Origin of the sequence: Mechercharimyces sp. CAU 1602, assembly GCF_024753565.1 — a bacterium.
Lineage (GTDB): Bacteria > Bacillota > Bacilli > Thermoactinomycetales > JANTPT01 > Mechercharimyces.
Window position 1 is genome coordinate 937,069 of the sequence record NZ_JANTPT010000001.1, and the last position, 26,574, is coordinate 963,642.

At 43.9% G+C, this 26,574-nt stretch carries 29 protein-coding genes and 1 riboswitch; of the genes, 23 read left to right on the forward strand and 6 right to left on the reverse strand.

Features of this window, described 5'->3' with window-relative positions; translation table 11 throughout:
• Nucleotides 1–60 precede the first annotated feature (60 nt).
• From NXZ84_RS04895 to NXZ84_RS05005, 23 genes are all read left to right on the forward strand, one after another.
• On the forward strand, nt 61–234 hold the full coding sequence (locus NXZ84_RS04895; RefSeq protein WP_396654006.1) for a hypothetical protein: 174 nt from the start codon (nt 61–63) through the stop codon (nt 232–234).
• A 35-nt stretch (nt 235–269) separates the two neighbouring features.
• Nucleotides 270–815 carry a DUF2247 family protein gene (locus NXZ84_RS04900; RefSeq protein WP_258839152.1) on the forward strand — a complete coding sequence of 182 codons (546 nt, stop codon included), beginning with the start codon at nt 270–272 and terminating at the stop codon, nt 813–815.
• Nucleotides 793–1,167 carry a hypothetical protein gene (locus tag NXZ84_RS04905; RefSeq protein ID WP_258839153.1) on the forward strand — a complete coding sequence of 125 codons (375 nt, stop codon included), beginning with the start codon at nt 793–795 and terminating at the stop codon, nt 1,165–1,167. The genes NXZ84_RS04900 and NXZ84_RS04905 overlap by 23 nt, the downstream gene beginning before the upstream one ends.
• 142 nt (nt 1,168–1,309) lie before the next feature.
• A complete protein-coding gene (locus tag NXZ84_RS04910; protein ID WP_258839154.1) occupies nt 1,310–1,762 on the forward strand; it encodes a hypothetical protein in 453 nt (150 codons plus the stop codon).
• Between the two features lie 45 nt (nt 1,763–1,807).
• Complete coding sequence (locus NXZ84_RS04915; RefSeq protein WP_258839155.1) at nt 1,808–2,497, forward strand: DUF3885 domain-containing protein; 690 nt, start codon at nt 1,808–1,810, stop codon at nt 2,495–2,497.
• A gap of 11 nt (nt 2,498–2,508) precedes the next feature.
• On the forward strand, nt 2,509–2,658 hold the full coding sequence (locus NXZ84_RS04920) for an ATP-binding protein (RefSeq protein WP_258840405.1): 150 nt from the start codon (nt 2,509–2,511) through the stop codon (nt 2,656–2,658).
• Between the two features lie 336 nt (nt 2,659–2,994).
• A complete protein-coding gene (locus tag NXZ84_RS04925) occupies nt 2,995–4,149 on the forward strand; it encodes a D-alanyl-D-alanine carboxypeptidase family protein (RefSeq protein ID WP_258839156.1) in 1,155 nt (384 codons plus the stop codon).
• Complete coding sequence (locus tag NXZ84_RS04930; RefSeq protein WP_258839157.1) at nt 4,146–4,736, forward strand: nucleoside recognition domain-containing protein; 591 nt, start codon at nt 4,146–4,148, stop codon at nt 4,734–4,736. The genes NXZ84_RS04925 and NXZ84_RS04930 overlap by 4 nt, the downstream gene beginning before the upstream one ends.
• 28 nt (nt 4,737–4,764) lie before the next feature.
• Complete coding sequence (locus NXZ84_RS04935) at nt 4,765–5,301, forward strand: spore maturation protein (protein WP_258839158.1); 537 nt, start codon at nt 4,765–4,767, stop codon at nt 5,299–5,301.
• A 64-nt stretch (nt 5,302–5,365) separates the two neighbouring features.
• A riboswitch (purine riboswitch) is annotated at nt 5,366–5,467 on the forward strand.
• A gap of 117 nt (nt 5,468–5,584) precedes the next feature.
• Nucleotides 5,585–6,757 carry an MFS transporter gene (locus NXZ84_RS04940; RefSeq protein ID WP_258839159.1) on the forward strand — a complete coding sequence of 391 codons (1,173 nt, stop codon included), beginning with the start codon at nt 5,585–5,587 and terminating at the stop codon, nt 6,755–6,757.
• Between the two features lie 138 nt (nt 6,758–6,895).
• Nucleotides 6,896–7,420 (forward strand): cupin domain-containing protein, encoded by a 525-nt coding sequence (locus NXZ84_RS04945; RefSeq protein ID WP_258839160.1) that lies wholly within the window; start codon nt 6,896–6,898, stop codon nt 7,418–7,420.
• A 144-nt stretch (nt 7,421–7,564) separates the two neighbouring features.
• Nucleotides 7,565–8,413 (forward strand): hypothetical protein, encoded by an 849-nt coding sequence (locus NXZ84_RS04950; RefSeq protein ID WP_258839161.1) that lies wholly within the window; start codon nt 7,565–7,567, stop codon nt 8,411–8,413.
• Between the two features lie 404 nt (nt 8,414–8,817).
• Nucleotides 8,818–9,234: a class Ib ribonucleoside-diphosphate reductase assembly flavoprotein NrdI gene (gene nrdI / locus NXZ84_RS04955; RefSeq protein WP_258839162.1), complete on the forward strand. Its 417-nt coding sequence runs from the start codon at nt 8,818–8,820 to the stop codon at nt 9,232–9,234.
• Nucleotides 9,170–11,254 (forward strand): class 1b ribonucleoside-diphosphate reductase subunit alpha, encoded by a 2,085-nt coding sequence (gene nrdE, locus NXZ84_RS04960; protein ID WP_258839163.1) that lies wholly within the window; start codon nt 9,170–9,172, stop codon nt 11,252–11,254. Before nrdI ends, nrdE begins: the two co-directional genes overlap by 65 nt.
• A gap of 28 nt (nt 11,255–11,282) precedes the next feature.
• Nucleotides 11,283–12,251, forward strand: a complete 969-nt coding sequence (gene nrdF / locus NXZ84_RS04965; RefSeq protein WP_258839164.1) for a class 1b ribonucleoside-diphosphate reductase subunit beta — start codon at nt 11,283–11,285, stop codon at nt 12,249–12,251.
• A 251-nt stretch (nt 12,252–12,502) separates the two neighbouring features.
• Nucleotides 12,503–13,168 carry a type 1 glutamine amidotransferase domain-containing protein gene (locus NXZ84_RS04970; protein ID WP_258839165.1) on the forward strand — a complete coding sequence of 222 codons (666 nt, stop codon included), beginning with the start codon at nt 12,503–12,505 and terminating at the stop codon, nt 13,166–13,168.
• A gap of 239 nt (nt 13,169–13,407) precedes the next feature.
• On the forward strand, nt 13,408–14,283 hold the full coding sequence (locus NXZ84_RS04975) for a YIEGIA family protein (protein WP_483869636.1): 876 nt from the start codon (nt 13,408–13,410) through the stop codon (nt 14,281–14,283).
• Nucleotide 14,284: 1 nt separating this feature from the next.
• A complete protein-coding gene (locus NXZ84_RS04980; protein WP_258839167.1) occupies nt 14,285–14,491 on the forward strand; it encodes a capping complex subunit for YIEGIA in 207 nt (68 codons plus the stop codon).
• A gap of 164 nt (nt 14,492–14,655) precedes the next feature.
• Nucleotides 14,656–15,372 (forward strand): pseudouridine synthase, encoded by a 717-nt coding sequence (locus tag NXZ84_RS04985; RefSeq protein ID WP_258839168.1) that lies wholly within the window; start codon nt 14,656–14,658, stop codon nt 15,370–15,372.
• Between the two features lie 108 nt (nt 15,373–15,480).
• Nucleotides 15,481–17,073: a cytochrome c biogenesis ResB family protein gene (locus NXZ84_RS04990; protein ID WP_258839169.1), complete on the forward strand. Its 1,593-nt coding sequence runs from the start codon at nt 15,481–15,483 to the stop codon at nt 17,071–17,073.
• Between the two features lie 17 nt (nt 17,074–17,090).
• On the forward strand, nt 17,091–18,299 hold the full coding sequence (ccsA, locus tag NXZ84_RS04995; protein ID WP_258839170.1) for a cytochrome c biogenesis protein CcsA: 1,209 nt from the start codon (nt 17,091–17,093) through the stop codon (nt 18,297–18,299).
• A 92-nt stretch (nt 18,300–18,391) separates the two neighbouring features.
• Nucleotides 18,392–19,114, forward strand: a complete 723-nt coding sequence (locus NXZ84_RS05000) for a response regulator transcription factor (RefSeq protein WP_258839171.1) — start codon at nt 18,392–18,394, stop codon at nt 19,112–19,114.
• The gene (locus NXZ84_RS05005; RefSeq protein WP_258839172.1) at nt 19,111–20,979 is read left to right on the forward strand and encodes a cell wall metabolism sensor histidine kinase WalK; all 1,869 of its coding nucleotides are present in this window, start codon (nt 19,111–19,113) and stop codon (nt 20,977–20,979) included. The genes NXZ84_RS05000 and NXZ84_RS05005 overlap by 4 nt, the downstream gene beginning before the upstream one ends.
• A gap of 131 nt (nt 20,980–21,110) precedes the next feature.
• Here the strand turns inward: NXZ84_RS05005 and NXZ84_RS05010 are convergent, their stop codons facing one another.
• From NXZ84_RS05010 to NXZ84_RS05035, 6 genes are all read right to left on the reverse strand, one after another.
• Nucleotides 21,111–21,872 carry a tryptophan-rich sensory protein gene (locus NXZ84_RS05010; RefSeq protein WP_258839173.1) on the reverse strand — a complete coding sequence of 254 codons (762 nt, stop codon included), beginning with the start codon at nt 21,870–21,872 and terminating at the stop codon, nt 21,111–21,113.
• 89 nt (nt 21,873–21,961) lie between these two features.
• Nucleotides 21,962–22,666, reverse strand: a complete 705-nt coding sequence (locus NXZ84_RS05015; RefSeq protein ID WP_258839174.1) for a Gmad2 immunoglobulin-like domain-containing protein — start codon at nt 22,664–22,666, stop codon at nt 21,962–21,964.
• Nucleotides 22,667–22,742: 76 nt separating this feature from the next.
• Entirely contained in the window at nt 22,743–23,441 is a 699-nt protein-coding gene (locus tag NXZ84_RS05020) for an SDR family oxidoreductase (RefSeq protein ID WP_258839175.1), read from the reverse strand.
• Nucleotides 23,442–23,533: 92 nt separating this feature from the next.
• Nucleotides 23,534–24,130: a DUF2238 domain-containing protein gene (locus tag NXZ84_RS05025; RefSeq protein WP_258839176.1), complete on the reverse strand. Its 597-nt coding sequence runs from the start codon at nt 24,128–24,130 to the stop codon at nt 23,534–23,536.
• 168 nt (nt 24,131–24,298) lie between these two features.
• Complete coding sequence (gene sigJ / locus NXZ84_RS05030; protein WP_258839177.1) at nt 24,299–25,174, reverse strand: RNA polymerase sigma factor SigJ; 876 nt, start codon at nt 25,172–25,174, stop codon at nt 24,299–24,301.
• On the reverse strand, nt 25,137–26,474 hold the full coding sequence (locus tag NXZ84_RS05035) for a phytoene desaturase family protein (RefSeq protein ID WP_309495581.1): 1,338 nt from the start codon (nt 26,472–26,474) through the stop codon (nt 25,137–25,139). Before NXZ84_RS05035 ends, sigJ begins: the two co-directional genes overlap by 38 nt.
• Nucleotides 26,475–26,574: the final 100 nt, after the last annotated feature.

The window sequence follows — 26,574 nt, forward strand, 5'->3', positions numbered from 1 at the left end:
TCCTACGTGTGTAGTGATTACAGAAAGCTATAGGGGTATGGTCTGCCCTCTTTCTATGTTGTGATTCATGATGTAGATGAGTATCAAGTGTGTTTGGATACCAGCAAGATGGTATATGGCGAGTGCCCCGTTGTTGATTGGGATTTAGGTGGGGAGAGTTGTATGAGGTATGATGATTTTCTCGACTATGTGATAGATATGTTTAGCAATGCTCTTGATGATATGGAAAATTAAGATGATAGGTTCATAAAATGGGGTGTCGATATAAGATGTATATGCATTTGTTTAATAATGAAGGCATTCAAGTCAATTGGATGACCTTACTGATAGGATTAAAAGGTCTGGGAAATCATAACTCCTTAATTGAAGTAAAAGAGGTGATTAATTTCGCTGTTGAGTGGCTAGGTACCGTATTAAGCGACTCACTAGATGAAAATGTTATTGCCATTGCATCCGCCTATGAATCAGATAGAGAAGATATAGAAAAAAGCTTAAAAAGGTTGTCAAGTACGGTGGATAGTACCGAAGAGATAGAGTGTAGAAAATGGAGATTTGTTCTATTAAAAAGACGTCTAAAGTACCTTTCTCGAGATCCTCTTTATGGAATGATCGGTTTAACAGAGTTCTGGGCAGATTTCAATTACCCGGATGATAGCCCTCATATGGTGCAGGGACGTAATATTAATATGGAACCTAAGGAGTATTATTCACAGGAATTCTACGAAGATGTGTTAGCCAAGCATCATAGCTGGTTAGAAAGAGAGAGAAGATGGCTTACTTTAAGGGGGTCATATGAAATATTTCGAGGAAGCTAAGGTGATTTGGAAGAAGTATGTTCCTAAGAGTGGTCAAGCTGAGTCAGTTGAAGGGGAACTGCTTAGAGCTATAGAAAAACTTCGGTATGAAGCCCAGAACAATGGAAATGGAAACTGGGATAATGGATTTGAGCGATTTTGTACTTATTTATGGGAGGTCTTAGACGATCGGGATGTCTTTAGTTATGAAGTGTTACAACAGATAAAAAAGGATTTCCATACGTTGCGCAACTATAAAAAGCCTTATGTGAAAGATGATTTATATGATAGGATGACAGATCGTATGATTGAATGGAGCTTTGCTAATAAAGGCCCCGTACTTAGGGAGAACGACCCGAATCAATATCGATAGCATAATTAAAGCACATAGTTGTTTGTATTAGAGTGATCATTTCTATGGAGAAATCACTATGCTTGATGATTTAAGAATGGATAGTGTGGTCACTTGTTCAACCTCCAGTTAGTAGGTGATTATTTAGATGAGATTGTATCGATTGGAGCCTGAGGTTGCAGGTGGTGTTGGAGAAGACACTCTCTTTTCCAAGGATTTTTATACTAGTGGGCACAGAAAAGTAGAATTTCTTCACTATGTTTTTTCTGGATGGTTAGGAGACAGTCTTTTGGAGACAGTTCCATGCTATATTGTCTCACAGCCATTAGTGAAAAGTATTCAAGCTTATAATCTAACGGGTTATCAATGTGAAGAGATGAAGGTGACTATGGATGAATCCTTTTTGGAGTTACATCCAAAGACAGTATTACCTTTATTTTTAAGGCTATTACCATTAGGCAGGGTGAATATAAAAGAAGGAGGTTTAACAGATTGGTCTGGACACGATTTTTGTCTGGGAGACAATATGTATCTCTTTGTGTCTGAAAGGGCACTAGATGTATTAGAGCTACACCAGATAAATCATTGTGAAGTAGCACCTGTTCCAATTCTATAAACAATATGTAAGAGAGATCATTGACAGGTTGCTATTCGATGCAAGATGAAAATTTTAAAGGAGTGTCATTTCATTAATAAATTGAAAAAGTACATGGATAGAAATTTTCTCGATTTAGAGTTGAAATCCCCTCTATTTTACAACTATCCCATAGGGTTAAGGATTGAACTATGCTCTAAGATACAAGTAGACAAAAGCGATATTTTGCAAGTGCATAACCGAATAAACACCTTATTTAGTGAAATATTTCATTCGCAAGACGATGTTTATGTAATATTGTTCATGGACAGCTGGAATGATTATCCTCTTTCAGTATTTGATTCGGATGTAAGACAGCATATTTTCGGCGAGTATATTAGCCCACATAATAATCGAGGGCCTTATGTAGTCAGAGAGGAAGTTCCTTTTCGTTATCCTGATCCAACAGAGACGGATGAAGATGGTACTGTAACACATTGTTACTATACTCAATGCAAAGTTAAAGATATAGATACCTATAACCTACTGAATGCGAATGCGAACAGTACTATGGAGGTTAATCAACATATAATGGGAGATCTCTATATGATTAATGCAACAAAGGATATAATTTTTCATAACTATGATCACAGGGGAGTAGATATTATTTCAAGAAGGAAGGAAACCATACAAGGTATCTATCAGTTGTATAATCATTGGCTATTGGATTACGATAGGAATAAGATGAACTCCATTTTTAGGGAGATTATCAGGTAAATAGTAACGATTTGAGGAGAGATTCTACGTCTATTTCTGCATCCGCCATTACCAAGTCGCTAGTGGAACTTCATCAAGGTCACATTGGGATAAGAGCACGAGCAGATGGGAAGCGTGGGAGTGAGTTTTGGTTTACGCTCCCCTATAAGGAAGGCGTGTAAAAGGCCGAGGTATATAGAAGAATGGATCTCCTAATTCGAGTGGTTCTGGGACAATATGCTGTATCTCCTAAGCATATAGTTGAGGAAATTATTGAATAGTAGAAAGTAAGCATCTGACTTATTTGGTCAGGTGCTTTTTTAATTATTACTCTTTCAAGATGGGCTGAGCCCTTCGCTGTGAGTAGGATGAACGGAAACGCGCTTATTAGGATGAAGTTGAGGAAGGATCATGAACCGATCAAGTCCTATCGTTTTGACGGTTTGTCCTCATAACCTCGTCCCACCTACATATATATAAATACAAGCTATGGATTAAAGAAGTGAGGTGACAGGGAAATGTTGCGAGTGATGAGATGGATCGGCTGTGGTCTACTCTGCCTTTCCATCTGGATTACCCCCGGTCAGATACATGCACAGGAGCAAAAGTTGCCACAAGTGAGCGCGGAAGCGGCAGCATTGATCGATGGTTCAACGGGACGGATCTTATATGAGAAAAACGCAGATAGTCAGATGAAGATCGCCAGTATAACAAAGGTGATGACCGCGATCTTGGCAATCGAACACGGCGACTTGGAGGAAGAAGTAACGGTAACCTCACGAGCAGAGGGAGTGGAAGGGTCATCTATTTACTTAAAAGCAGGGGAGAAAATCCCATTAGAGCATCTCTTATATGGATTGATGTTACGTTCAGGTAATGATGCAGCAGTTGCGATTGCTGAGCATATTGGGGGGTCTGTCGAAGGGTTTGTTCACATGATGAATGAGAAAGTAGACTACTTAGGTTTAGCCAATACTCACTTTGCTAATCCCCATGGGTTGGATGATCCCCAACACTACTCGACCGCCGCTGATTTTGCCCGTATTAGTGCCTATGCATTACAAAATTCCGAGTTTCAAGAAATTGTTCAATCTAAGGTAGCCACGGTACCATGGCCAGGTGAGGAATGGAATCGCAAATGGTACAACAAAAATAAAATGCTACGAATGTATGAAGGTGCAGATGGAGTGAAAACAGGTTATACGAAGCGTTCGGGGCGCACGTTGGTCTCTTCTGCCACACGGGATCGTCGGCAATTAATAACGGTGACCTTAAACGCACCCGATGATTGGAACGATAGTATGCAGATGTTTGAATACGGGTTTCAATATTATCCGCTGCGTGAGCTGGTAGCGGAGGGGGAGAGTGTTCAAGCGGAGATTCAGACGAGCAAAGATAAAATGATTCACTTAACGGCAGGGCGTTCATTTGCTTATCCATTGACGGACGGGGAAGCAGACGAGATTAGGATGGAACCATTGGTTACTACACCACTTAATCAGATTTCGAAAGCAGGTCAAGAGGTGGGGACGATGCGTATTTATTTTCAAGAAGAGATGATCGGCTCCGTTCCAATTCAAGTAAATGTAGAAGAGACAGAGGAAGGGTTTCTTTCTTCTTGGGTTAAAGTATTGGCGCGTGTACTTGGATGGAAAGAAGGAGAGAAGATATGATCCATTATATCTGGCTCTTTATGTTAGTAAGTGGTTTTGTTGCTGCTGCCGCTCAGGGGAACATTGAAATCGTGACAGAGGCTGCATTAACTGGGGCTAAGGATGCGATTGCTGTTTGTTTCGGACTTTTAAGTATCTTGGTGTTCTGGTTGGGGATGATGCGAATCGCTCAAGATGCTGGGCTGATTGAGAAGCTAGCTCGTCTGTTGGGGCCATTTGCACGCTTTCTTTTTCCTGGTGTTCCACACGATCATCCCGCGATGGGGTATATCTTGTCCAATATGTCAGCGAATCTCTTTGGGTTGGGTAATGCGGCAACGCCGATGGGACTAAAGGCGATGGAAGAGTTGCAAAAGTTAAATGAGGACAAAAAAACAGCGACGCCTGCCATGTGTACGTTACTAGCAATCAATACGTCAGGGCTTACGTTGGTACCGACGACTGTGATCGGGTTGCGGATGCAGTATGGTTCAGCTGAACCTGCGGCGGTGATTGGCACAACCATTTTAGCAACGTTATGCTCTACTGCGGTAGCGATTCTCTTAGATCGTTGGTACCGCCGTCGAACGTGGGGGAAAGAAGCATAAAAGCGTTTTTGATGGGGGAGGGAAGGAGATGGTGGATTGGATTACCGCGCTCTCGAAATGGCTGCTGCCGATAATATTAGCTTTTGTTCCTGTATATGCTCTTGCTAAAAAAGTACCGATTTACGAGAGTTTTACTGAAGGAGCGAAGGAAGGAATTCCTACTGTGATTCAAATCATTCCACATCTGGTGGGAATGATGGTGGCGGTAGCCGTATTTCGCGAGTCGGGTGCACTTCAGTTTTATCTCAGCCTACTTTATCCCCTCACTTCGCTGATAAACTTCCCACAAGAAGTGTTACCTCTCGGTTTGCTTCGCCCCATCTCGGGTGCAGGGGCGTTAGCGTTTATGGAAAGCATTTTTCAACAACAAGGGCCCGATTCTTTTCTTGGCATGCTGGCATCTACGATGCAAGGGAGTACGGATACGACGTTGTATGTTTTAACCGTATATTTTGGTGCGGTGGGTATTCGCCGCTCTATGTATGCTGTTAAAGTGGGCTTTATGGCTGACTTCGCGGGCTTAGTCGCTTCCTGGATCATTGTTACGATGATGATGGGCGGTTAAATTTTCTTATCATGTTACTTGACGAAGGGAATACAGATATGACACTATAAAATTAGTCATTATGAAAATTATAGTAAATCTACTGCGTATATCCTCAGTAATATGGTCTGAGAGTTTCTACCTGGCGACCTTAAATCGCTAGACTACGGATGATATGTATTTTCGCTATGAGCGGTTTTTTTGGAGCGGGAAAACAAGGGAAGCCGGACAAACTCTTACTGAGTTGTCTAGCTTCCCTTGTTTGTCTGTTCTTTTAAGGCATTATGACGATAGGAGTGGTGTTGTGAGCAACCAGCTGTGGCTGACAAATCGATTTTTTCTATTCTTTTTTACGTGGGGGGTTTTTCTTCCGCATTGGACGGTGTATTTAACCTCGCGTGGATTAACAGTAAGTGAGGCTGGAATAATGATCTCTGCCGGTTTGGTAGTGCGCTCGTTTAGTAACCTTTATTTGTTTCCGCTTCTTAGCGGTTATTTTACATTGGCACGTATTTCGCTCATCATCCCATTCTCGGCAGTAGCTGTATTGGGCCTTTATCCATGGGCGGACGGCTTTTCTAGTTTGATGGTCGTTACTATTATTTTTAGTATGGTGTATCCCGTTTTGCTTCCCATGAACGAGACGGTTGCTTCTCTCTTATTGAAAGAGAAGAAAGTTGTGTATGGGAGTAGTCGTTTGTGGGGCTCAGTGGGGTTCATGATGGCACTTATCGTTTGTGGCGGATTGATCTCGTTGTATGGAGATCGTATTATTTTCACTGTTATGACGATCTCCTGTTTGCTCTTAGGCGTCATGACCTCCTTTAGCATACCTACTCTCCTTTATAAGAAGATGGAGAGGCGTAGCCTTTCGCCCTTTACGCTTTTCCGCTCCTCTACTTTTATAACCTGTTTGTCTATATGTATCTTGTTACAGGGCGCGCATGCTGTTTACTATAGCTTTGGTTTTCTCTATTTGCAGAATATCGGTATGGGTGGGACTGTGATTGGTCTTATTTTAATGCTTGCCGTCTGTAGTGAGGTTATCTTCTTCTTTGTCGCAGACAGATGGTTTAAACCACTTTCTATTCCTACGCTGTTTATGATTGCGTTAGTGGCATCGATTCTGCGTTGGATGTTGATCTTTCTTTTCCCACATCCAGCGGTATTTATTTTTACTCAGATGTTTCATGCGCTTACGTTTGGACTTACTCACTTTACATTTATTCGCTATATTGATGACGAGATTGAGGCTGAATGGATCTCGTTGGCACAAGGGGTATATGCAGCTTTAGCCACTAGTTTAGGAACAGGTGTGCTTACCATCGTAGGTAGTGTTTTGTATGAGTACTCCCCAGGGGTTTCTTTTTTAGGAATGGCCATTGTGGTCTTACCGGGATTGATTCTAGTACCCGTGCTAAGAGCACAGCTTAAAGCCAAGGCAGCAATCACTCAGCAGTGTGCGGTCGAGCTATGATGGCCGGTCCAAAGGGATGCGGGTGAAAATTCTTGTAGACGAACCCCTTGTTCAGAAGCTATGATGGTATGCGAGTGAGTGGACGTTTAAGACTTGCTCTAAACTTGGAGTGCTTCTAGATGAAAGGATATTAGGCATATGAAAGATTATCGCTATTGGCTGGAAAAATTAGATTTACAACCTCACCCAGAGGGTGGATATTACCGTCAGACATACCGTTCATCCGAATGGATTAGTGATGAAGAGGTTTCACAATCCTTTACTGAGAAACGGATGCTAGCAACTAGCATCTACTTTCTCTTACCACATGATGAAGTATCTCACTTTCACCGTCTTAAGTCGGATGAGCTTTGGTATTATCATACGGGTAGTTCACTTACCATTCACGTGATTGACGAAGAGGGAATGTATAAGCAGATTAAGTTGGGTCCTGATCTGGAAAACGGAGAAGTGTTACAAGCACTTGTTCCTAAAAATAAAATCTTTGGAAGTTCGGTTAATGGGGGTAAAGGCTTTTCCATTGTTGGTTGTATGGTAACACCTGGGTTCGACTTTCAAGACTTTGAGTTGTTTGAGCGGGAGGAGCTGTTGGAGCTGTACCCTCAACATCGAGAAGTTATTACAGCACTGACGCGACCTCGTAATGCGGCCGCTTCTATATGATAAAGATGGACAAAAGCATGTGGGGTTACTTTCTCTGCATGCCTTTTTATATAGAGAAGGATTAGACAAAATAAAGGAATGACTAACTCTGATATGGAATAGAGGTGAAAGTATTATGAGTTGAAAGAAAGAGGCGATGTGTAAGTGAGAGAAAGGAGTACGAAGAGGCGAATGGTTTCATTCGTCATCTTATGTGCGGTATGTGTGTTGTCGATTCTTTTCTTTAAGGGTGCTCAATATCTTGCTATGGCTGAAGATGACTACCGTTTCGCTCGTAAGGTGGAGGGGGTCGTGATCCAGGGATCGGATGTGGATTACTCGGCCCTAGTAGGAGAAGAAATGATGATACAAGCGAATCTGCTTGATTTTTCAAATGAACTTAACTTAGAGACCTATTCCTTTGAGGCCCCTACGTTGGAGGGATTTGAAGTGACTGATATGAATGTAGAGCTGTTCGATCGTCAAAGTTTGTATCAACACTATATCGTCTCTATGACTCTGATTCCACAAGTAGAAGGTGAATATACGGTACGTGGACTAAAGACCAATATCACGATGGGGGAAAAGAGAGTGGAGGTTGGGCTGGGAGACTTTTTTGTTCATGTAGGGAGTAGTCGAAATAAACCCCCGCTTGATATACAGGGATCCAGTTTTTCACACAGTCCGGAAGGAAAGTTACATCTATCTTATGATATGAAAAATGTATCAGACGAGGAGATAACGATCGTTGGCATTGAAAACAATAATCCCCTCTACGTACGCAAGCGGGGAGGCGAGAAGGGTGAGGTAATAAAAAAAGGAGAAAGTCAGAGATTCCTATTAGACTATGATGTTCCTGGTACATATAATTATGTGATCTTTCAGCCGCGTATGATTTATACCATCAACGGTGTGGAGAGTAGTTCCCCCCTCCCAGCAGGGTTTGCTTATTCTAATTTATCACCGGAACAGTTGCAACAATTGCTAGCGGAGCAAGGCCTACTAAACGAATAATATCCGTAGCACCCAAGTGGTGCTTTTTTCTTGCACTAGTTGACGATCTACACATTGACATTCCTCACGCGCACCAGTACACTTTCAAGGTGGATATTTCTTGAACCCCCTCGATCACAAGTTTACACCATCCTCCTAACGGACATTTTCTTGATGATAGAATGAGTGTTTGATTCCCTCAAATTATTCTTCTCTTTTTTTTCCCGTCGGGCAAGCTTTTCTCTCATTTTCGCCTCATGAAATCAAAATTACTCCTTGACAAAAAATGATGGATTAACATTATTGACACATGATCTTGAATACGATTAACTATATACATACTATATCTTGTGTTTCGAACTGAACGGGAGAGAAAGATGTGTGATATCTATTCTTTCTCTTTTTGCTTGCTAGGGGGAAAAAAGATGCGTGTCATTTATGACTCCAAAACAGGAAATGTAGATCGGCTAATTCAGCATTTGGGTTGGGACGCACAAAAGATAGAGCCTAACCTTACTATAGATGAACCATATGTACTTATCACTTTTACGACTGGTTTTGGACAAGTTCCACCGACTGTGGAAACTTTTTTGCAAAAAAATGGTGATTATTTACGTGGCGTAGCGGCCAGTGGAAATCGGAACTTCGCACAAAATTTTGCACGTAGTGCCGATGTGATTGCAGAGCAGTATCAAGTTCCAGTCCTTCATAAATTTGAGTTATCAGGTACGCCGACGGATCGGGAGATCATCAAGGAAAGGGTGGAGAGGTTACAGCATGAAACATATCGAGTTAAACAACGAGGTTACGAAAACGGTAGACGGGTTTTATCAGCTACATAAGGATCGTGAGGCCATTGCAAAATTTGAAGAAGAGGTAGCTGAAAAGCTTATCCGTTTTAACTCTGTAATAGAACAATTTCACTATATGGTGGAACAAGACTACTATGATCCGCGATTAGTCGAGCAGTATTCGCTAGAGGAGATTGAATCTGTATATGAATTGGCATATGCCCAAGGGTTTACGTTTGAATCATATATGGCCATCACCAAGTTTTATACGGATTATGCGTTGAAAACAAACGATAAAAAGCAGTATCTTGAAACATATGAAGATCGTGTAGTGGCGGTTTCTCTCTATTTAGCACAAGGCGATGTAGAAAAGGCGAAGAGCTTTGTGATTGCGATGATGAACCAGTGGTATCAACCAGCTACCCCCACTTTTCTCAATGCGGGTAAGAGTCGGCGGGGAGAGATGGTAAGTTGCTTTCTCTTGGGAATGGACGATACCTTAAATTCGATCATGTTTAACATTAATACAGCGGCGCAACTGAGTAAGAATGGAGGCGGAATCGCCATTAACTTGTCTCGCTTGCGTGCGCGCCGTGAACCAATTAAAGGAATCGAAGGTGCGGCCAGTGGAGTGATGCCAGTCCTCAAGCTGTTAGAAGACGTCTTCTCCTATGTCGATCAACTGGGTCAGCGTCGTGGCGCAGGTGCAGCTTATCTCAACTGTTTTCACTGGGATGTAAATGAGTTTCTCGATTCGAAGAAAATTAATGCAGACGAAAAAATCCGAATAGCTTCGCTCTCTATCGGCTTAATCGTACCAGATAAACTTTTCCAACTGGCAAAAGAAAACCAACCCATGTATGTATTTGCTCCGTACTCTGTCTATAGTGCCTACGGCGAGCATTTAGATGATATCGATTTGGATGAGCGTTATGACGAGCTGGTGGCCAACCCTCAAGTGGAGAAACGCATGTTAATGAGTGCCCGTGATTTCCTCAGTAAGGTGGCGACGATTCAGTTGGAATCGGGTTACCCTTATATCATGTATAAATCGAATGCGAATCGCGCACATGCTTTGCGTGATATTGGTGAGGTGAAAATGTCCAATCTGTGTACGGAGATTTTCCAGCTGATGGAGACGAGCGAAATTAACGATTACGATCAAGAAGATGTTATTAAAAGAGATATTAATTGTAACCTTGGCTCACTAAATATTGTTAACGTGATGGAAGCCAACAAAATTCGCGAAGCGGTGCATACGGGAATGGAAGCACTGACTGCGGTTTCCGATATGACTGCCATCAAAAACGCACCGACAGTACGAAAAGCAAACCGTGAGATGCATTCGGTGGGATTGGGAGCGATGAATTTACACGGCTACCTCGCTAAGAATCGGATCATGTTTGAATCGGAAGAGGCACGCGACTTTGTACGCACCTTTTTTATGGTGGTAAATTTCCACTCTATCGAAAAATCGATGTGGATTGCTCGAGATAGAGGGGAAACGTTTAAAGACTTTGACCGCTCAGATTATGCCAATGGTCGTTACTTCAGCAAATACGTAAATGTAGACTTCTCACCGCGCACGGAGCAGGTGAAAGAATTGTTTGCTGGAATGGCTATTCCTACACAAGAAGACTGGCGTCTTTTGATGGAACAAGTTCAACAGCATGGCCTCTATCATGCTTACCGCTTGGCGATTGCACCGACAGGGAGTATCTCCTATTTGCAAAATGCTACTTCTAGCATCATGCCGATTACAAGTGCAATCGAATCGCGCACATATGCGAATGCGACCACGTATTATCCGATGCCGTTCTTAGCAAAGGAAAACTTCTGGTATTATAAGTCTGCTTACGATATGGACATGATGAAAGTAATTGATCTGGTCGCAGAGGCGCAGGAGCATATTGATCAAGGAATTAGTGCGATTTTGTTTGTAAATAGTGATATTTCCACACGTCAGTTGGCGCGATACTATGTATATGCCAATCACAAAGGTTTAAAAAGCCTCTACTACACACGTTCGCGCAAGTTGGATGTAGAAGAATGCTTGTCGTGTTCAGTCTAGTTTTAGATATAGAAGGAGAGGGATGGGCGTGAGTTTAAAAGCGGTCAACTGGAATCGTGAAGAAGATCAGATGAGCTTAATGTTTTATCGGCAACAAATTCTTCAGTTTTGGACAGAAGAAGAAATTGTGCTCTCCTCTGATCTTAATACGTGGAATGAATTATCTTCCACAGAAAAAGAAACATACAAACGGGTGTTGGGTGGTTTAACTCTGCTTGATACACAGCAAGGTGGAGAGGGGATGCCCCTTCTCACCACCCATGTGGAGGGTCTGCAGAAAAAGGCTGTGCTTGCTCTTTTCGGTGCGATGGAACAGATTCATGCGAAGAGTTATAGCAGTATTTTTACCACCCTCGTAACGGAGGAAGAAAACGATGAAATCTTTCGGTGGGTGGAGCAACATCCCCTTTTGCAAAAGAAAGCAGGGCTTATTCTCAAATATTATCACGCATTGTTAAAGCCTGAAGCGAGTAAAGAGGAAGTATATTTGGCAATGGTCGCCAGTGTCTTTTTGGAGAGCTTCCTCTTTTATAGTGGGTTTTTCTATCCGCTTTATTTGGCAGGACAAGGGAAATTAACTGCGTCAGGTGAGATCATATCTTTGATTCTGCGTGATGAAGCGATCCACGGCGTATATACAGGCTTATTGGCACAAGAACTGCTCGCTCAGATGCCGGAGAAGCAAGCGCGGTTGCGTGCAGAGGTGTCAGCTCTGCTGGAGGAATTGTATGAAGTAGAACGTGCTTATACGGCTGAACTGTATGATTCGATTGGGCTTACTGACGAAGTGATCCAATATGTGGAGTATAACGCTAATAAAGCGTTGATGAATTTAGGCTTAGATCCGGTTTTTGCGGATCCTACCATTAATCCGATTGTGGAAAATGGGATTAAGACGGATACCAAGACCCACGATTTCTTCTCCACTAAGGGTAATGGATATGTAAAAGCGCTTAATGTGGAAAAGCTGACGGATGATGATTTCCTCTTTGCTTAAAATGAGTAAAAGACAGCGTTTATCTTGTTACGAAAAACAGGTGGGAGAACGATCGTTCTCTCACCTGTTTTTCTGTGAACTGTGGTGAAATAGAGGCACAATTCCTACTAACGTTTTGTCGCAGTGGAGAAGGGTATACCGTAAGTAGTGTCCCAGAAGTGATGTGAAAAAGATTATGGGGCATTATAGTAAGGGTCTTCTCCCTACTGTGTGGAGGAGGATTAAATGATCCAACGGAAAGGAGAATAACAGTGAGTAAAAGCATCCTATTTGTGATCACAAATCACGATACGATTACTAATGATATAAAAACGGGGTTCTGGTTAGAGGAGCTCTCCGTTCCCTACGATAGATTTAAAGAAAAGGGATACGATATCACTCTTTCTAGTCCTGAGGGAGGGAAGGTACCTGTTGACCCCAATAGTATCTCCAGTAAGGAAGAGTTAGCAAGTGCGGAGGCATTGCTTAAGCAATGTGAACGTACGGAGCGCTTAGCTAATATCGATGTGAGTCAGTTTGATGCTATTTTCTTACCAGGTGGTCATGGAACCATGTTTGACTTCCCAGATCACGAGCCGCTTATCGATGCAGTGGAAAGTCTCATAGCCCAAAATAAGGTGGTTGCAGCAGTCTGTCACGGACCCGCAGGATTGGTTAATGTGAAGGATAAAGACGGGAACCCTCTTGTAGCGGGGAAACGTGTCAGTGCATTTACAGATTCAGAGGAAAAGGCAGTCGATATGGTGGAATATATGCCATTCCTGTTGGAAAGTAAGTTGCGGGAGCTAGGGGCAGAGGTAATTACGGTCGAAGACTGGCAGGGGCACGTCGAGGTGGACGGTACGCTGGTTACTGGGCAGAATCCACAGTCTAGTCAAGGTGTAGCCGAGGAAGTCATAAAAATATTACAGAGATAAGGGCAAGAGATAAAGTAGATAGCGACATACATCCGTTTGAGGCACCCGCTTAGTGTGGGTGTCTCAAACTGTTTTTGGTTTTCGTTTTTCGGGTTCATGATTCGGTTGATGTAGTGGAAACGTAGTGACGGGTGTTGTATAGGAGATCCTCTTATTTCCAATGATAAGGGAGGAGTGCTGTTGTTTTAGGGGGTAAATCCGATTTGGAAGAAGAACTCATTTCCAACCAGTATGTGATCATGATTGTTACGGGGATTATCATGGGTACGATTGCGCGCTTTAGCACCATTAAAGAAGATTATCGCCAATATCCAAGTTATCCGAACGGGTATATGATTCACGTCTTAACCAGCTTTGTCGCTGCTTTTTTGGGGGCGGTTGCCATCCCCGCACTGATGACCAAAAATTACGTTGCGGTCACATTTCTAGCTTTAGCTATTCAACAGTTTAGGGACATTCGTAAGATAGAAAAAGAAAGTATGCAGGATCTGGAGAATACAGAATATACTTATCGTGGCGACGCGTATATCGATGGTATTGCCAAAACGTTTGAGGCCCGTAATTATTTCTCTTTGTTGGTCGCTTTTGCGACCAGTCTTACGATGCAAGTGATGGATAGTAAGTGGATATGGCTTAATGTAGGTAGTGGTTGTACCGTAGGTATTCTCATATTGCTATGGTTAAAGCGCTTTTCCAAAGGAAAGACGGTGGGTGATATTGCTACTGTTCGTCTAGGTGAGGTGAAGGTGGAAGGGTCGGAGCTGTTTGTTGACGAAATCTACATCTCCAATCTATTGGGAACAGAAAACGCACGTACCATGTTTCAAAATGAAGGGATAGCGGCTATTATCGAACCAAAGGAGAATCACCTTCGCATCACCTTGGATCACTTTGGTCAGCGACAAGCGATTCTATTTGAAGCAACACGCGCTATGGGAGTGAAGAGATATCATTTTACACGGAAAGAGTATGACACAGGAAAAGTCGTAATCACTTTGGTGCCAGTGTTAAAAAATCCAGATTTGCTCAAAGAGACGATTCAAAATACCCCCTTATTAGAAAATGTAAAGAAAAGCCATTCCGTTATGGATACTAATTTTATAGGGAGAAGATAGAATGGGAAGAGAATCTACCTTAGAGCCTAGTTACGAAATTTTGGCGTATGTTACTTTGCACAAGGAACGTGTATTAGCGGGGAAGGCTCTTTCATTGTGGGCGGCAGATGAGGAAGAGGCCAAATTATTAACCCTTGATATTGCGAAAGCGATGAAAGCAGATGTGGTACAACTGAAGTCGGGAGATTATATGGTACTGCGTGTTTGATGAGTTCATGAATCTGCTGAGAAGGCGCACTGTAAAGGGATCTATGCGCTCGCTATGATATGTTCCTTTGCCTGTGTGTCTTTTTTGCTATTTTCTTTCTTCATCGTGGATGCTCGTTTTTACTTGTCGTTATCGTTACAATAGAAAGCGAGGTGAAGATAACCATGGAACGATTACAAAAAGTGATGGCACACGCAGGCGTCGCTTCGAGGCGGAAGTGTGAGTCGTTTATTCTTGAAGGAAGAGTTACAGTTAACGGTGATGTGATAACGGAATTGGGGACACAAGTAGATCCGGCAAAAGATCAAATTATGGTGGATGGACGAGCCATCAACAAGGAACAAAAGCGCATTTTTCTTTTTTATAAACCGATAAATGTGATGACAACGATGTCTGATCCGGAAGGAAGACGTACGGTGGCTCACTTTGTGGAGGATATTCCTGAACGTGTGTATCCGGTGGGCAGGCTTGACTTTGATACAGAGGGTCTTCTTTTACTTACGAATGACGGTGAATTGGCCAATCGGCTGATGCATCCGCGCTACGAGATTGAAAAAACGTACTTAGCGACAGTGAGAGGACAAGTAGAGGAAAAAGAGTTAGAACGCTTGCGTAAAGGAATCCGTCTAGAAGATGGATGGACACAGCCAGCCCAAGTAGAACGACAGAAGATGAGCAATCATCAAACCGTGCTTAAGCTGGTGATTCACGAAGGGAGAAACAGACAGATACGGCGTATGTGTGAGGCGGTCGGGCATCCTGTACAACAGCTGGTGCGTACCCAAGTGGCCTTTTTACGCTTGAATGGATTAAAGCGTGGTGATATTCGGGAGTTGAAGAAACATGAAATTGAAAAGTTGGACATGTTATTGCGAGGATGATCTTTCAAACAATCTTCATAATGGATGAGGGGGAGCACGGGATGCGCACGATATAATAGGGATTAGATTTCGTTAACTATGTTGATGTTGTAAGGGGTGAACGGGCCAATGATAAAGGATATTAAGTGCGAATGCGGACATCCCAACCCTGTAGGCACTGTACTATGCGAATACTGTGGGAAACCACTCGATGAGAAGATGGTAGACGAAGGTCCCATCGATATGCGTTATGAAGGAAAAGCTCGACGCTCTCAGACATTTAGCAATACAGTGATCGACCGGATATGGAATTTCTTTTCTTCGGTGAAAGTGGCGATCTGGTTGATCGTTATCATTTTGATCGTCTCGGCACTGGGGACAATCTTCCCGCAGGAGCGATACATTCCCTCTCCCAAACCGGAGTTATATTACGAAGAGACGTATGGTTTCTGGGGGAAGGTTTACTTTGAAACAGGGTTATATGATGTATATCAGTCGTGGGTGTTTGTTTTCTTACTAGGACTGTTATCTGCGTCGCTCATCATCTGTAGCTTAGATCGGGTGGTTCCACTTTACCAAGCGTTGAAGCACCAGCGCGTGAAAAAGAGTCCGCTCTTTATTCAAAGGCAGCGTTACCATGTGGAAGAGACGATGAGTGCAGCCGAGGCGCAGCAGCACCTGGATCAGATGCACTCAGCATTGGAGAAGAAGCGTTACCGCGTACGCAGAGACGATGGAGCGATGTTAGCGGAAAAAGGTCGTGTCAGTCGATGGGGGCCCTATATTCTACATATAGGTTTAATTCTGTTCTTCTTCGGTACCTTTCTCCGTCTCATTCCAGGGTGGTCGATGGATGAGTTTATCTGGATTCGCGATGGCGAAACCAAACAACTGCCTGCACCCTATGCTGATTACCACCTCAAAAATGTAAAGGCGGAGACGATTCTATATGAAGAGGAGGATCTCGCTCCAGGTGTGGATAAGAGCATGGCTCAACAATCGGTAAAAGAGTACCGCACAAAGCTGGAGTTGTTTAAAAAAGGTGAGGACGGCGAGTTAGAAAAAGTGAAGCAAGGGAGTACTGAAGTAAATCATCCCTTCAAATATGAAGAGTTGCTTCTTTATCAATCTGCGTTAGAACCACGGCAGAGTGAATTGGAATTAGTGCTGGTCGATGAAGATAAAGGGGATAAAGAGTTGGGGCGCTTTACCGTTGATCTATTTAAGCCGGACAGCGAACAAGATCTTGGAGATGGAATCAAAGTGCAGATGCTTGATTACTTCCCTGATTTTGTGATGGACAGCGGTAAGCCGACAACCCGTTCGGAAGTTCCTAATAGACCGGCGATGGTCTTCCATGTGACTACTCCCGAAAAGCCTGAAGGCGAAAAGATGTGGGTAATCGCAGGTGTGGACTGGGGTAAAATTCAGACAGAGAACCGCTATAACATTAATTTTGGTTCTATCAAGCATGCGAATGAAACCGGTTTGATGGTAAGAACAGAAAAAAGCTTGCCAATTATATTTTTCGGGGCAGCGATTGGAATGCTAGGCTTGATTGTTGGTTTCTACTGGCAGCATCGCCGCGTCTGGTTCCGCTATGATGAGGGAACAATGTATGTAGGCACGCATACGAACAAAAACTGGTATGGATTCACAAAAGAGGTGGAGAAGGCTGCAGAGCAAGCGAAGTGGCCACTTACCTTGAGGGAAAAACGGTAGGTGCAGGAGGAACGGGTATGAATGAATTGATGGATTGGTTACTTTTAGGAACCTTCTTCTTATACTTAGCAGCCTCGGTGATCTTTGTCGTCGCGGTTGTGGGGAAAAAAGTAGAGTCGGGTGAAGAGGAGCACGTCCGCCGTTGGGGTAAAGCGGGGATCTTTGTTACCTTTACCGGTTTATTAGCACAAGTAGCGTTTACAGTGACACGTATCATGATCAGCGGTCACTTTCCAACAAGTAATATGTTCGAGTTTATGGCGTTTTTAAGTTTTGGGATTGTCCTTTTCTTTGTTGTTATTTACTACTTATATCGGATGGTGGTAATTGGAGCGTTCGCTATGCCACTGGCGGTAATCTTGCTTGCGTTTGCTTCTGTATTCCCACGTGAAGTGGAGCCACTCATTCCAGCATTGCAAAGTTACTGGCTATATATCCATGTGACGTTAGTCGCCTTAAGCCAAGGGGCGTTTTCGATTGGCTTTGTTGTTGGATTGATATATCTGGTACGGGTGGTAGGGGAGAAGCCAACCCCAAAGAGTCGGTTTTTTCTCGAAGCATCACTGGTACTGATGATGATGGTGGTTGGTTTTATTGTTGTCTCTTTTGCCTTTTCTATTAGCGATTATGAGGCTACCTTTAAATATACTGCCTCCACTGGACAAACAGGGGAGGAAGAGTATCGCTTACCCGCTATTGTAGGACCACATGAGGGAGAAGTTGTAGCAGCGGATTCTTTTCTCGGTCGAGACACCCCTCTCTTTGATGCACCATCATGGATGAAAGGAGAAGGTGCAGCGAAGAAATTTAATTCGGTGCTCTGGTCTGTATTCTCCGGTTTAATCTTAGCGCTTATAACCAGGTTGATCATCCGCAAACGCTTATACGAAGGATTGTATCCGATGGTACGCGGTCTCAACCCCCAATTGGTAGAGGAGATTAGTTATCGTGCCAATGTTATTGGCTACCCGCTCTTCACTTTGGGAGGTTTAATCTTTGCTATGATTTGGGCGCATGAGGCATGGGGGCGTTTTTGGGGCTGGGATCCAAAGGAGAACTGGGCGTTAATTACGTGGCTTTTTTATAGTGTATATCTTCACTTGCGCCTTTCCCGTGACTGGCAAGGGGAAAAGTCAGCGTGGCTGGCAGTGATCGGGTTTATCATTATTATGATCAATCTATTAGTAATCAACTTGGTGGTTGCAGGTTTGCATTCATATGCCTAAGTGAAAACCGTCCAAAGGGTTAAGCAAGATAAAGTTAGGGAAAGTGCTTGGAAAAGAGGATGGAAATCACTTAATTCGGAGGTGTTCGTAAGGTGGAAGAACAACAGCATGCTCATATTCTAGTGGTCGATGATGAGGATCGTATTCGCCGTCTATTGCGGATGTACTTAGAACGAGAAGGGTATGAGATCGAAGAGGCAGAAGATGGGGAATCGGCCTTGGAGAAAGCACTGGAAGGCGATTATGATTTAATTCTGCTGGATTTGATGTTACCGGGGATGGATGGGATAGAAGTTTGTCGTCGTTTGCGCGAAGAGAAGGCAACTCCCGTTATCATGCTAACTGCTCGCGGCGAAGAGATGAATCGCGTCGAAGGTTTTGAAGCAGGGACGGATGACTATGTGGTCAAACCATTTAGCCCGCGCGAGGTTGTACACCGAATCAAAGCTGTGTTACGACGCTCATCGGCAACAGCTTTTCTCTCACCCGAACCGGAGATGCATAATGTTATCGTATTTCCAGAATTGGTGATCGACCATGATGCGCACGAGGTGCGGGCAGGTGAGCAATCGGTCTCTCTTACACCGAAGGAGTATGAGCTGCTTCACTACCTGGCTCGTTCTCCAGATAAAGTGTTTTCACGTGAAGATCTTCTGCGCGATGTGTGGCAGTATGAATTTTTCGGTGACTTGCGTACGGTAGATACACATATCAAACGTTTGCGAGAAAAACTGAGTCGTGCGTCTGAACATGCGGCAGAGATGATCAAGACTGTATGGGGCGTCGGCTACAAACTTGAGGTGCCCAAAGGGTGATATGGCGCAGTGTCGTAGGTAAGCTGTGGCTCACCATTATTGCTTTGGTAGCAACTGTGTTGATCGTACTCAGTGTGTTTATCAGTGACCAAATGGTAGACACATACGGCGCACGCCAAGAAGAAAACCTTCTCCAACTTGCGCATCATATGCAACAAACACTGGAAGGTATGGAATGGTCGGATACGGCTACAAAAGCGGATGATGGATTGCAAGTGGAACAGTATATTAAAAATGTATTTTCTGTTACCTCACAGTTTGATACGCATGTGTTGTTATTTGGGGAAGAGAGTAAAAAAACACCTATTGCCACTTCAAGTAACGTACCCGCTGATGCATGGACAAGCATCGTAAAAAAAATTCAGTTAGAAAAAGTATACAAAGGTGAAGAGCTTACTTTGCAGGGAGAGTTTGTACCACAAGCGGAAGAAGAGCGGAGTAACTTTCATTTTAATCAATTCTCTCTTTTCTCAGAAGAGAATTTGCTAGTAGCTGTTCCCATTCGGGAAGATGGGGAAGTAACTGGAGCGGTCGTTCTTTATCAGCCCATCGATGAGCCGCAGGTGCATCAACTCATTTTTTACTCAGCATTGATTGGGATTATCTTAACGACATTTTTTGCGTTTTTCTTGACGAGCCGCATTACCAAACCTCTGATACTGATGAAAAAGGCGGCGGAAGAGATGGCGCAAAGTCACTTTTCACGCCGTATACCTGTACGCATTTACGAATGGGATGAGATTGGCGAATTAGCGATTACCTTTAACCGTATGGCCGGAAAGTTGTATGAATCGGTGACAGCCTTATCGCAGGAGAAAGAACAGTTATCCAGCATTTTACGCAGTATGGTGGATGGAGTTATTACGATGGATGCCAACGGTCGAGTGATTGTTACCAATCCTCCAGCGGAAAAGTTGTTGATGCAGTGGCGCGATCAAGAGGCAGGTGACGTCCATATTGACCTGCTAGAGGAGGATTTACCCTCCCCTTTAAAAGATATTTTTCAGACAGTGGTTGAAGATGAAAAAGATCATAGTGGGGAGATTACCGTTCACGGCCGTACATGGTCGGTCGTCATGGCCCCCTTGTACGCTCGAGAACAAGTACGAGGAGGTGTGGCTGTGTTGCGCGATGTAACAGAGGCCAAGCGCTTAGATAAATTGCGTAAAGACTTTGTTGCCAACGTATCACATGAATTGCGCACACCACTGGCGATGCTGCAAGGGTATAGTGAGGCATTATTGGATGACGTTGCACAGTCACCGGAGGAACGGAAAGAGTTGACCAAGGTGATTCATGACGAATCATTGCGAATGGGACGATTGGTGCACGAACTGCTAGATTTGGCACGTATGGAATCAGGACATATACGACTTCATCGCGACCGCATGGGGGTAAAAGAATGGCTGGAACGGGTGGAGCGTAAATTTCATGGGGTTGCTGTGGAGCAACAAATAGAACTAGAAGTGAAGACATCCACATCTTTACCTTTTGTCTACTGGGATGAAGATAAGATGGAGCAGGTGCTAACCAACTTAATTGATAATGCGATTCGGCACACATCAGAGGAAGGAACTGTTCATGTGCGAGCGGAGGCGGTGAAGGAGATGATTCATCTTACTGTTCGTGACACGGGGAGTGGCATTCCAGAAGAAGATTTACCTTTTATCTTTGAACGCTTTTATAAAGCGGATAAGGCGCGGAAGCGCGGGCAGGGTGGAACAGGATTAGGATTAGCTATTGTGAAACATATCGTAGAAGCACACGGAGGTAGCGTGACTGTAGAAAGTGAACAGCAAGTGGGAACAATGTTTACGATCCGCATACCGATCGGAGATGGCGAAGATGGGATCCAGTTTGCCTAAAGCAAGATGGATACTCGAAAAAAGAGCAAGGGAGGCGTTTATCAGCCCCCCTTGCTCTTTTATACTTGGAACAAACCCTTACACTAGACGGGAATTCTTAGGAATTCCTCGTATTCTTGCGTGGGTAAGTGTCAAGTTTGTCTCTGTTGTCTAATCAGCAGATAGACCCAAAGGAATAGAACGAAGGAGAGAATATATCCAGTGGCGGAAATGAGAACAGGGTCATTTATTTGTTTGATGGCAATCCCTATCCATGCCCAGACAAAGACGAGGGCGAAGGCGTAGTCACGATGCCGCCGACTCACAATCATGGCGAGCACTGTGCCGATCACCATCATGCAAATCGTCCACGCCTCTTCTGATAAGCCCCAACGATCCCAACCACTTGCATACAGGTATACACTAATATTTACAATGGTAGCGACACAGATCCAAGCCAGATAAATACTGAAGGGAAGACGCACAAAGAGCTGTTCTCCGATGGTGGCATCTACGACGATGTTTGTTTGAATGCGCCTGTACAAAACGATTAATGTTAGTAGCAGCATCAGCATCACCAGTACCGATAATCCAATCTGTTCGTAATGCCACAAGAAGATCCAACTAATATTGAGTATAGAGCTGATCACAAACCACCAGCCCACGGTTTGTACAGTTTTTGTGTCAGACACGGGAAGAAAGAGGAGATAGAGGACAAAAGCGGCGAGTAGTAGATAGATTAAGCCCCAGATAGAGAAGACATAAGGAGCAGGCGTAATCAGCACCGGGTACTGACTGGAAAGTTCTCCTGTTGTTTTTCCGTTGATCGGAAGCCAGTTAGCGAGGAAATTAACCGAGACGACAGCCAGTAAGGCTATTACATTACTTATTCTTAACAGTAGCTGCGTTTGCATGTGATCCCTCCATTCTTAAAAGCGCGTCCTCTTTAATCCCATAATATGTTGGTTGAAGGATAGATATCAAAAAAGGTGTTCGTTATTTCCTACCATGGAAACCGGTCAACCACATAAAAATCGTCCAATATTTGTCTGCCTGTTTTTGCATCCATGTAGTACAGTTCCAAAACAAGCGTTCCATTTACGGGGATGGTTGATTGTGAAAAGATAAGTTCTTCGCTCATATCGCCCCATAGCGGAGCTCCTTTACTAGCTGTTCCATTCCCTTCGAGCAGATAGTTATGTCCATCACTGACAGCGTAGTGAAATGCTCCTTCAAATGTACGCGCCTGTCCGGTTAACATATAGTGATAAGTGGGTTCAGCGATTGATAGTTGACGAAAAGCTATGTTTTCCTCTTCGTACTCCCCAGCCTGTAGAGGGAGGCGCAGCACATTAACGATGGAGCCATCTCGAGCGGAATATTCATACAGTTCTAAGAAAAGGGAGCCCGTAGTGGGAAAGCTGTCTCTTGCTACGTTCACGTTAAACGAGATCTCACCCCATGAGGGTGCACCTACAGAAGCTTGTCCATGCCCTTCGGATAGGAGTTCATCACCGTTTTTTACAGCGTAGGAATAGGCACCTTCAAAAGCACGTGCTTCACCTGTAATCTGAAACTGAACAGACGCATCAGAGATCTCAACTTGACGAAATACAGAGCGATCTTCCATTTTGGCAATGGCAGGAGCATCGAAGTTAGGCGCGGAAAGAAGCAGTAGACAGACGAGCACCAAAAGTGTTTTCTTCACAGTAATCCCCCTTCATTTTGCGAATCAGGGTCATTATACCGTATAAAGTGAGTGGAAAACCTTACTTTTCCCATGATTACATGTTTTGTGGCGGAACTTGCGGACGCATAATGACTTGGTTATAAATCACGCCTTCATCAGCGGATAAAATTGTCCAAACGGTATTGGCTACTTGCTCGGGTTGAAGCGCGTACGGCTTTTCCTTGTTAGAGAAGTAAGTTTGAATTGAGCCTGGACAAAGTGTGCTCACTTTTACTTGATGGGGCTTCAATTCTTCTGTTAAGACATTAGAGAGAGCACCTAAGCCAAATTTAGAAGCGCAATAACCAGCTCCACCAGCAAAGGTTACCGTACCTGCGACACTTGAAATATTGACGATGTGCCCACGCTGTGTAATCAGGTGTGGGATAGCATACTTACAGGTGAGAAAAGAGCCTTTCAGGTTGACATTCATCATGTCATCCCAGTCACTCTCGTCCAATTCATGTACAGGAGCAAAGCGACCTAGTCCTGCATTGTTGATAAGAAAGTCCAGTTTTCCGTGCTGGTCGATCGTCTGCTGCACGAGCTGCTTTACTTGTGCTGATGAGGTAATATCACACTGCACGGGTGTGATCTGCCGAGGGTGTTCTTGACTTAGCTGCTGTAATTCACCTTCATGACGGGCTGCTGCCATCACGAAAACACCCTCTTGTGCCAACCGCGTTGCGATGGCCCGTCCTAAACCTCGGCTCGCTCCTGTTACGATGGCTACATGACCTTCTATTTTTTCCATATTATAAAACCCTCCTGGTGTATGTATGATGTGTCTCACTGCTATACTTTCCACCAAAGATAGAGGAGCAAACATAGTAAAATCGCCTACACTTATATCTTTTTTACTTGCTTCAGATGAAGGGGGGCCAGGGCGCACAAAAAGAAGATACTCCCTAATAGTGCACAAATCATATCCCAATGCGAATCCCAAGGGTCCCCCTGATATCCAAGGAACTCCTCCAAATTTCCTCCTTTTATTAACCCGGATAAAAACTCAACCAATTCATATCCTGCGGCAAAGCCGAGGGCAAGTATGATAACGATAGGGGTGAGGTACTTGATCGCAACGATATTTTCACGAATAAAAATTTCGCGTAGAAAGAGAGTAACGACTATTCCCTGAAATACATGTCCCAAGCGATCGAAATGATTTCGTTCCATTCCCCCCACAATAAGCTGAATCGGCACCTCCTCGTAAGTATAATGGCTAGCAAGAAGCATGAAGAGCGCAGCGATAAAAGCAAATAGATAAGCCATGGGAGTAAAGGGATAGCGCTTATAAAGAAGGGAGAGTAACAATATCCCTATAAGTGCTGGGAAAGCCTCAAAAAACCAGATAGCACGATCGACGGGATGAATGCCCGACCAGATCGCTAATGCGAGTATGATTGTGATGTAAGTAAGATAGAGAGGGAGATGATTCTTCAAATCAATGCCTCCTTTGCTGAGGAGAAAGGTGGGATAGAAGGCTTAGTATATGGTGCTAGGAAGCAGAGTATGTGAATGTTTGATGGGAGGATGCCTTTCGTTTTGTCCACTGAACGTGTATTTATACAGAATAATGTCATGAGATAGCATTCTCATGACATTATCTTTTCACTGCACATGGCGTAATTTATCTGGATTTAAGATAAAGAAAAGCTTACTAATAAGGTCTCCAGTAAGTTCGCATGTGCATACGCAATATGCTTTTTCGTTAACGAAAAAGACGATTCCCGGGCCGCCGTTCACAGTGGTGATTTGATAAGTGTATTCTCCCTTAGCTTTGCGTTCGATCCCAAGAAGGTAGGCAATGACGCGCTCCATCTTGAAAATAGGGCGCATGGCTGCGGATACTTTACCGCCACCGTCAGCATATACTACCACTTCCTGTGATAAGAGCGAACTCAAAGTATCGCGTTCGCCAGATTGAATTGCACGGATAAATTTGTTCATCAATATTTGATTCTCTTGCATTCCTGTTGGTGGATAATCTTTTCGCTCCAATCCTATAGCCAGTTTTTGTTTGGCACGACTGTACAGCTTGCGACAGTTACTCTCGGATAGCTCTGTAAGCTCACTGATCTCACGGTAACGGTATTGAAATACCTCCCGAAATACGAAGACAAGACGTTCAGTCGGTATTAATTGTTCCAAGAGGAGAAGATAAGCAACCCCCAGCTGTTCACTGGAGATAGCCTGTTCCTCTGGTGGATTAGATATTTCTGTAATTAAGGGCTCTGGCAGCCATTCGCCTATATAAGAAGTGCGTTGATTTCGTGCTGATTTGAGATAGTCAAGACAGCGATTGGTAATCAATTTACATAAGTATGCCTTGGGATTGGTGATCGCTTTCCAATCTACTCGGTTAATCGATTGCAATAAGACATCTTGTACCATATCTTCCGCATCTGAAACACTACTCGTCATGCGATATGCTATGGAAAATAATAGGTTATAGTATTGATGATATAGTCGTTCGGAAATCTCCATCATGCCTTTCTCCTTTCCAGTGGTGGCCCACAATATCTGCCGCGGCTCGTTTTCCACTACCGATAGCTGCATCCGCCAGAAGTCCTGTTTGAAAAAGCCAATCTCCGGCGAAATAGAGACCTGGGATACATTGTAAACCTGTTTGTTCAACTTCTGTTTGTTGTAGTCGTTTAACAGTAGCTAGCCCTTCAGTTATCTGCAGGCGAGGTAAGTATCTTTTTGCCAACACATGTTTGTGCCAACCAGGTTGAATCGTGTCTATGAAGGAGAGTAATTCTGTCTTATGGTCTTTTCCGATATCCTCTTCATGCAAATATTTAAAGACGTGAAGGACGGAGTGCTCAGGATTATCTGTTAATGCGGCCACCTTGGAGTGATTAGCATAATAGACTGGTTGGTCAGCGCCGAGGGCAAAGGATGTGCGGGCTGGCAAGTGGGAGGTCACAATATCGAGAGTAGCCCCGTAGACGGGCACCATTTCGCTAGCCAGTTGTGCAATGGGTTTGCCCAGCTTGTGGTCAGCTACCAGTTTGGCCGTTTGTGAGAGGCCGACGGTGGAGAGGACGAATGTAGTTGAAATTTTTTCTCCGTTGCTAAGATGCAGGTGAAACTGAGGGTGTTCTCCCTCTATTCGTGCTACGGTTGTTCCTGTCCTCATTTGTACGCCGTGTGTTCGTGCCCGCTTCGCTAAGGATTGGATGACTGTCTCCCAGCCCCCATCTATATATCGTACACCCCCCATCGATCGCTGTAACTGTGTAAGTGCGACGGTGGCACTCATCTTTTCAGGTTGATGACTATAGCTTGACAGCCGGCAGAGGGCGAGGAACATCAGCCGCAGTTTGTTGCTACTTATGTTTTTCTGTACCCATTCTAGCACAGACAGATTACGATAATTTTGTGGATCAAGTTTGGGAAGCTGGCTCATCATCGTAATAAATCTTATTTTGTCCACTGGATGGAGATAAGTTGTTGCTAACACAGATGTAGGAGATGCGGGAAGCGAATACATTTTCTTTTGAAACACGATTTTACCATCCAAGGCAGGGGATCCGCCTTGCGGTTGCAGACCGAGTTCTTTCAAGATTTTTAAGCCTTCTCCCCGATGATAAAATGCATGGGGGCCCAGATTGAAGTGCGCGCCTGCTCTCACTTGTGTTTGTGCCCTTCCCCCCAGCCGTTCTCCTTTTTCTAATATGAGCACGTTCAATCCAGATTGAGCTAAATATTGAGCTGCAGTTAGGCCACTTAGCCCTCCGCCAATAATGGCTACATCACATGTTTGGATAGTGTTTGTCACCTTAATCACTCCTTTTACTCTTAAGACGAGGGAAGGGGTAATTTTGTGACAGATGGGTGCAGGATATACTCTGGAAATAAACAAAAAGAAGAGGTGAGGG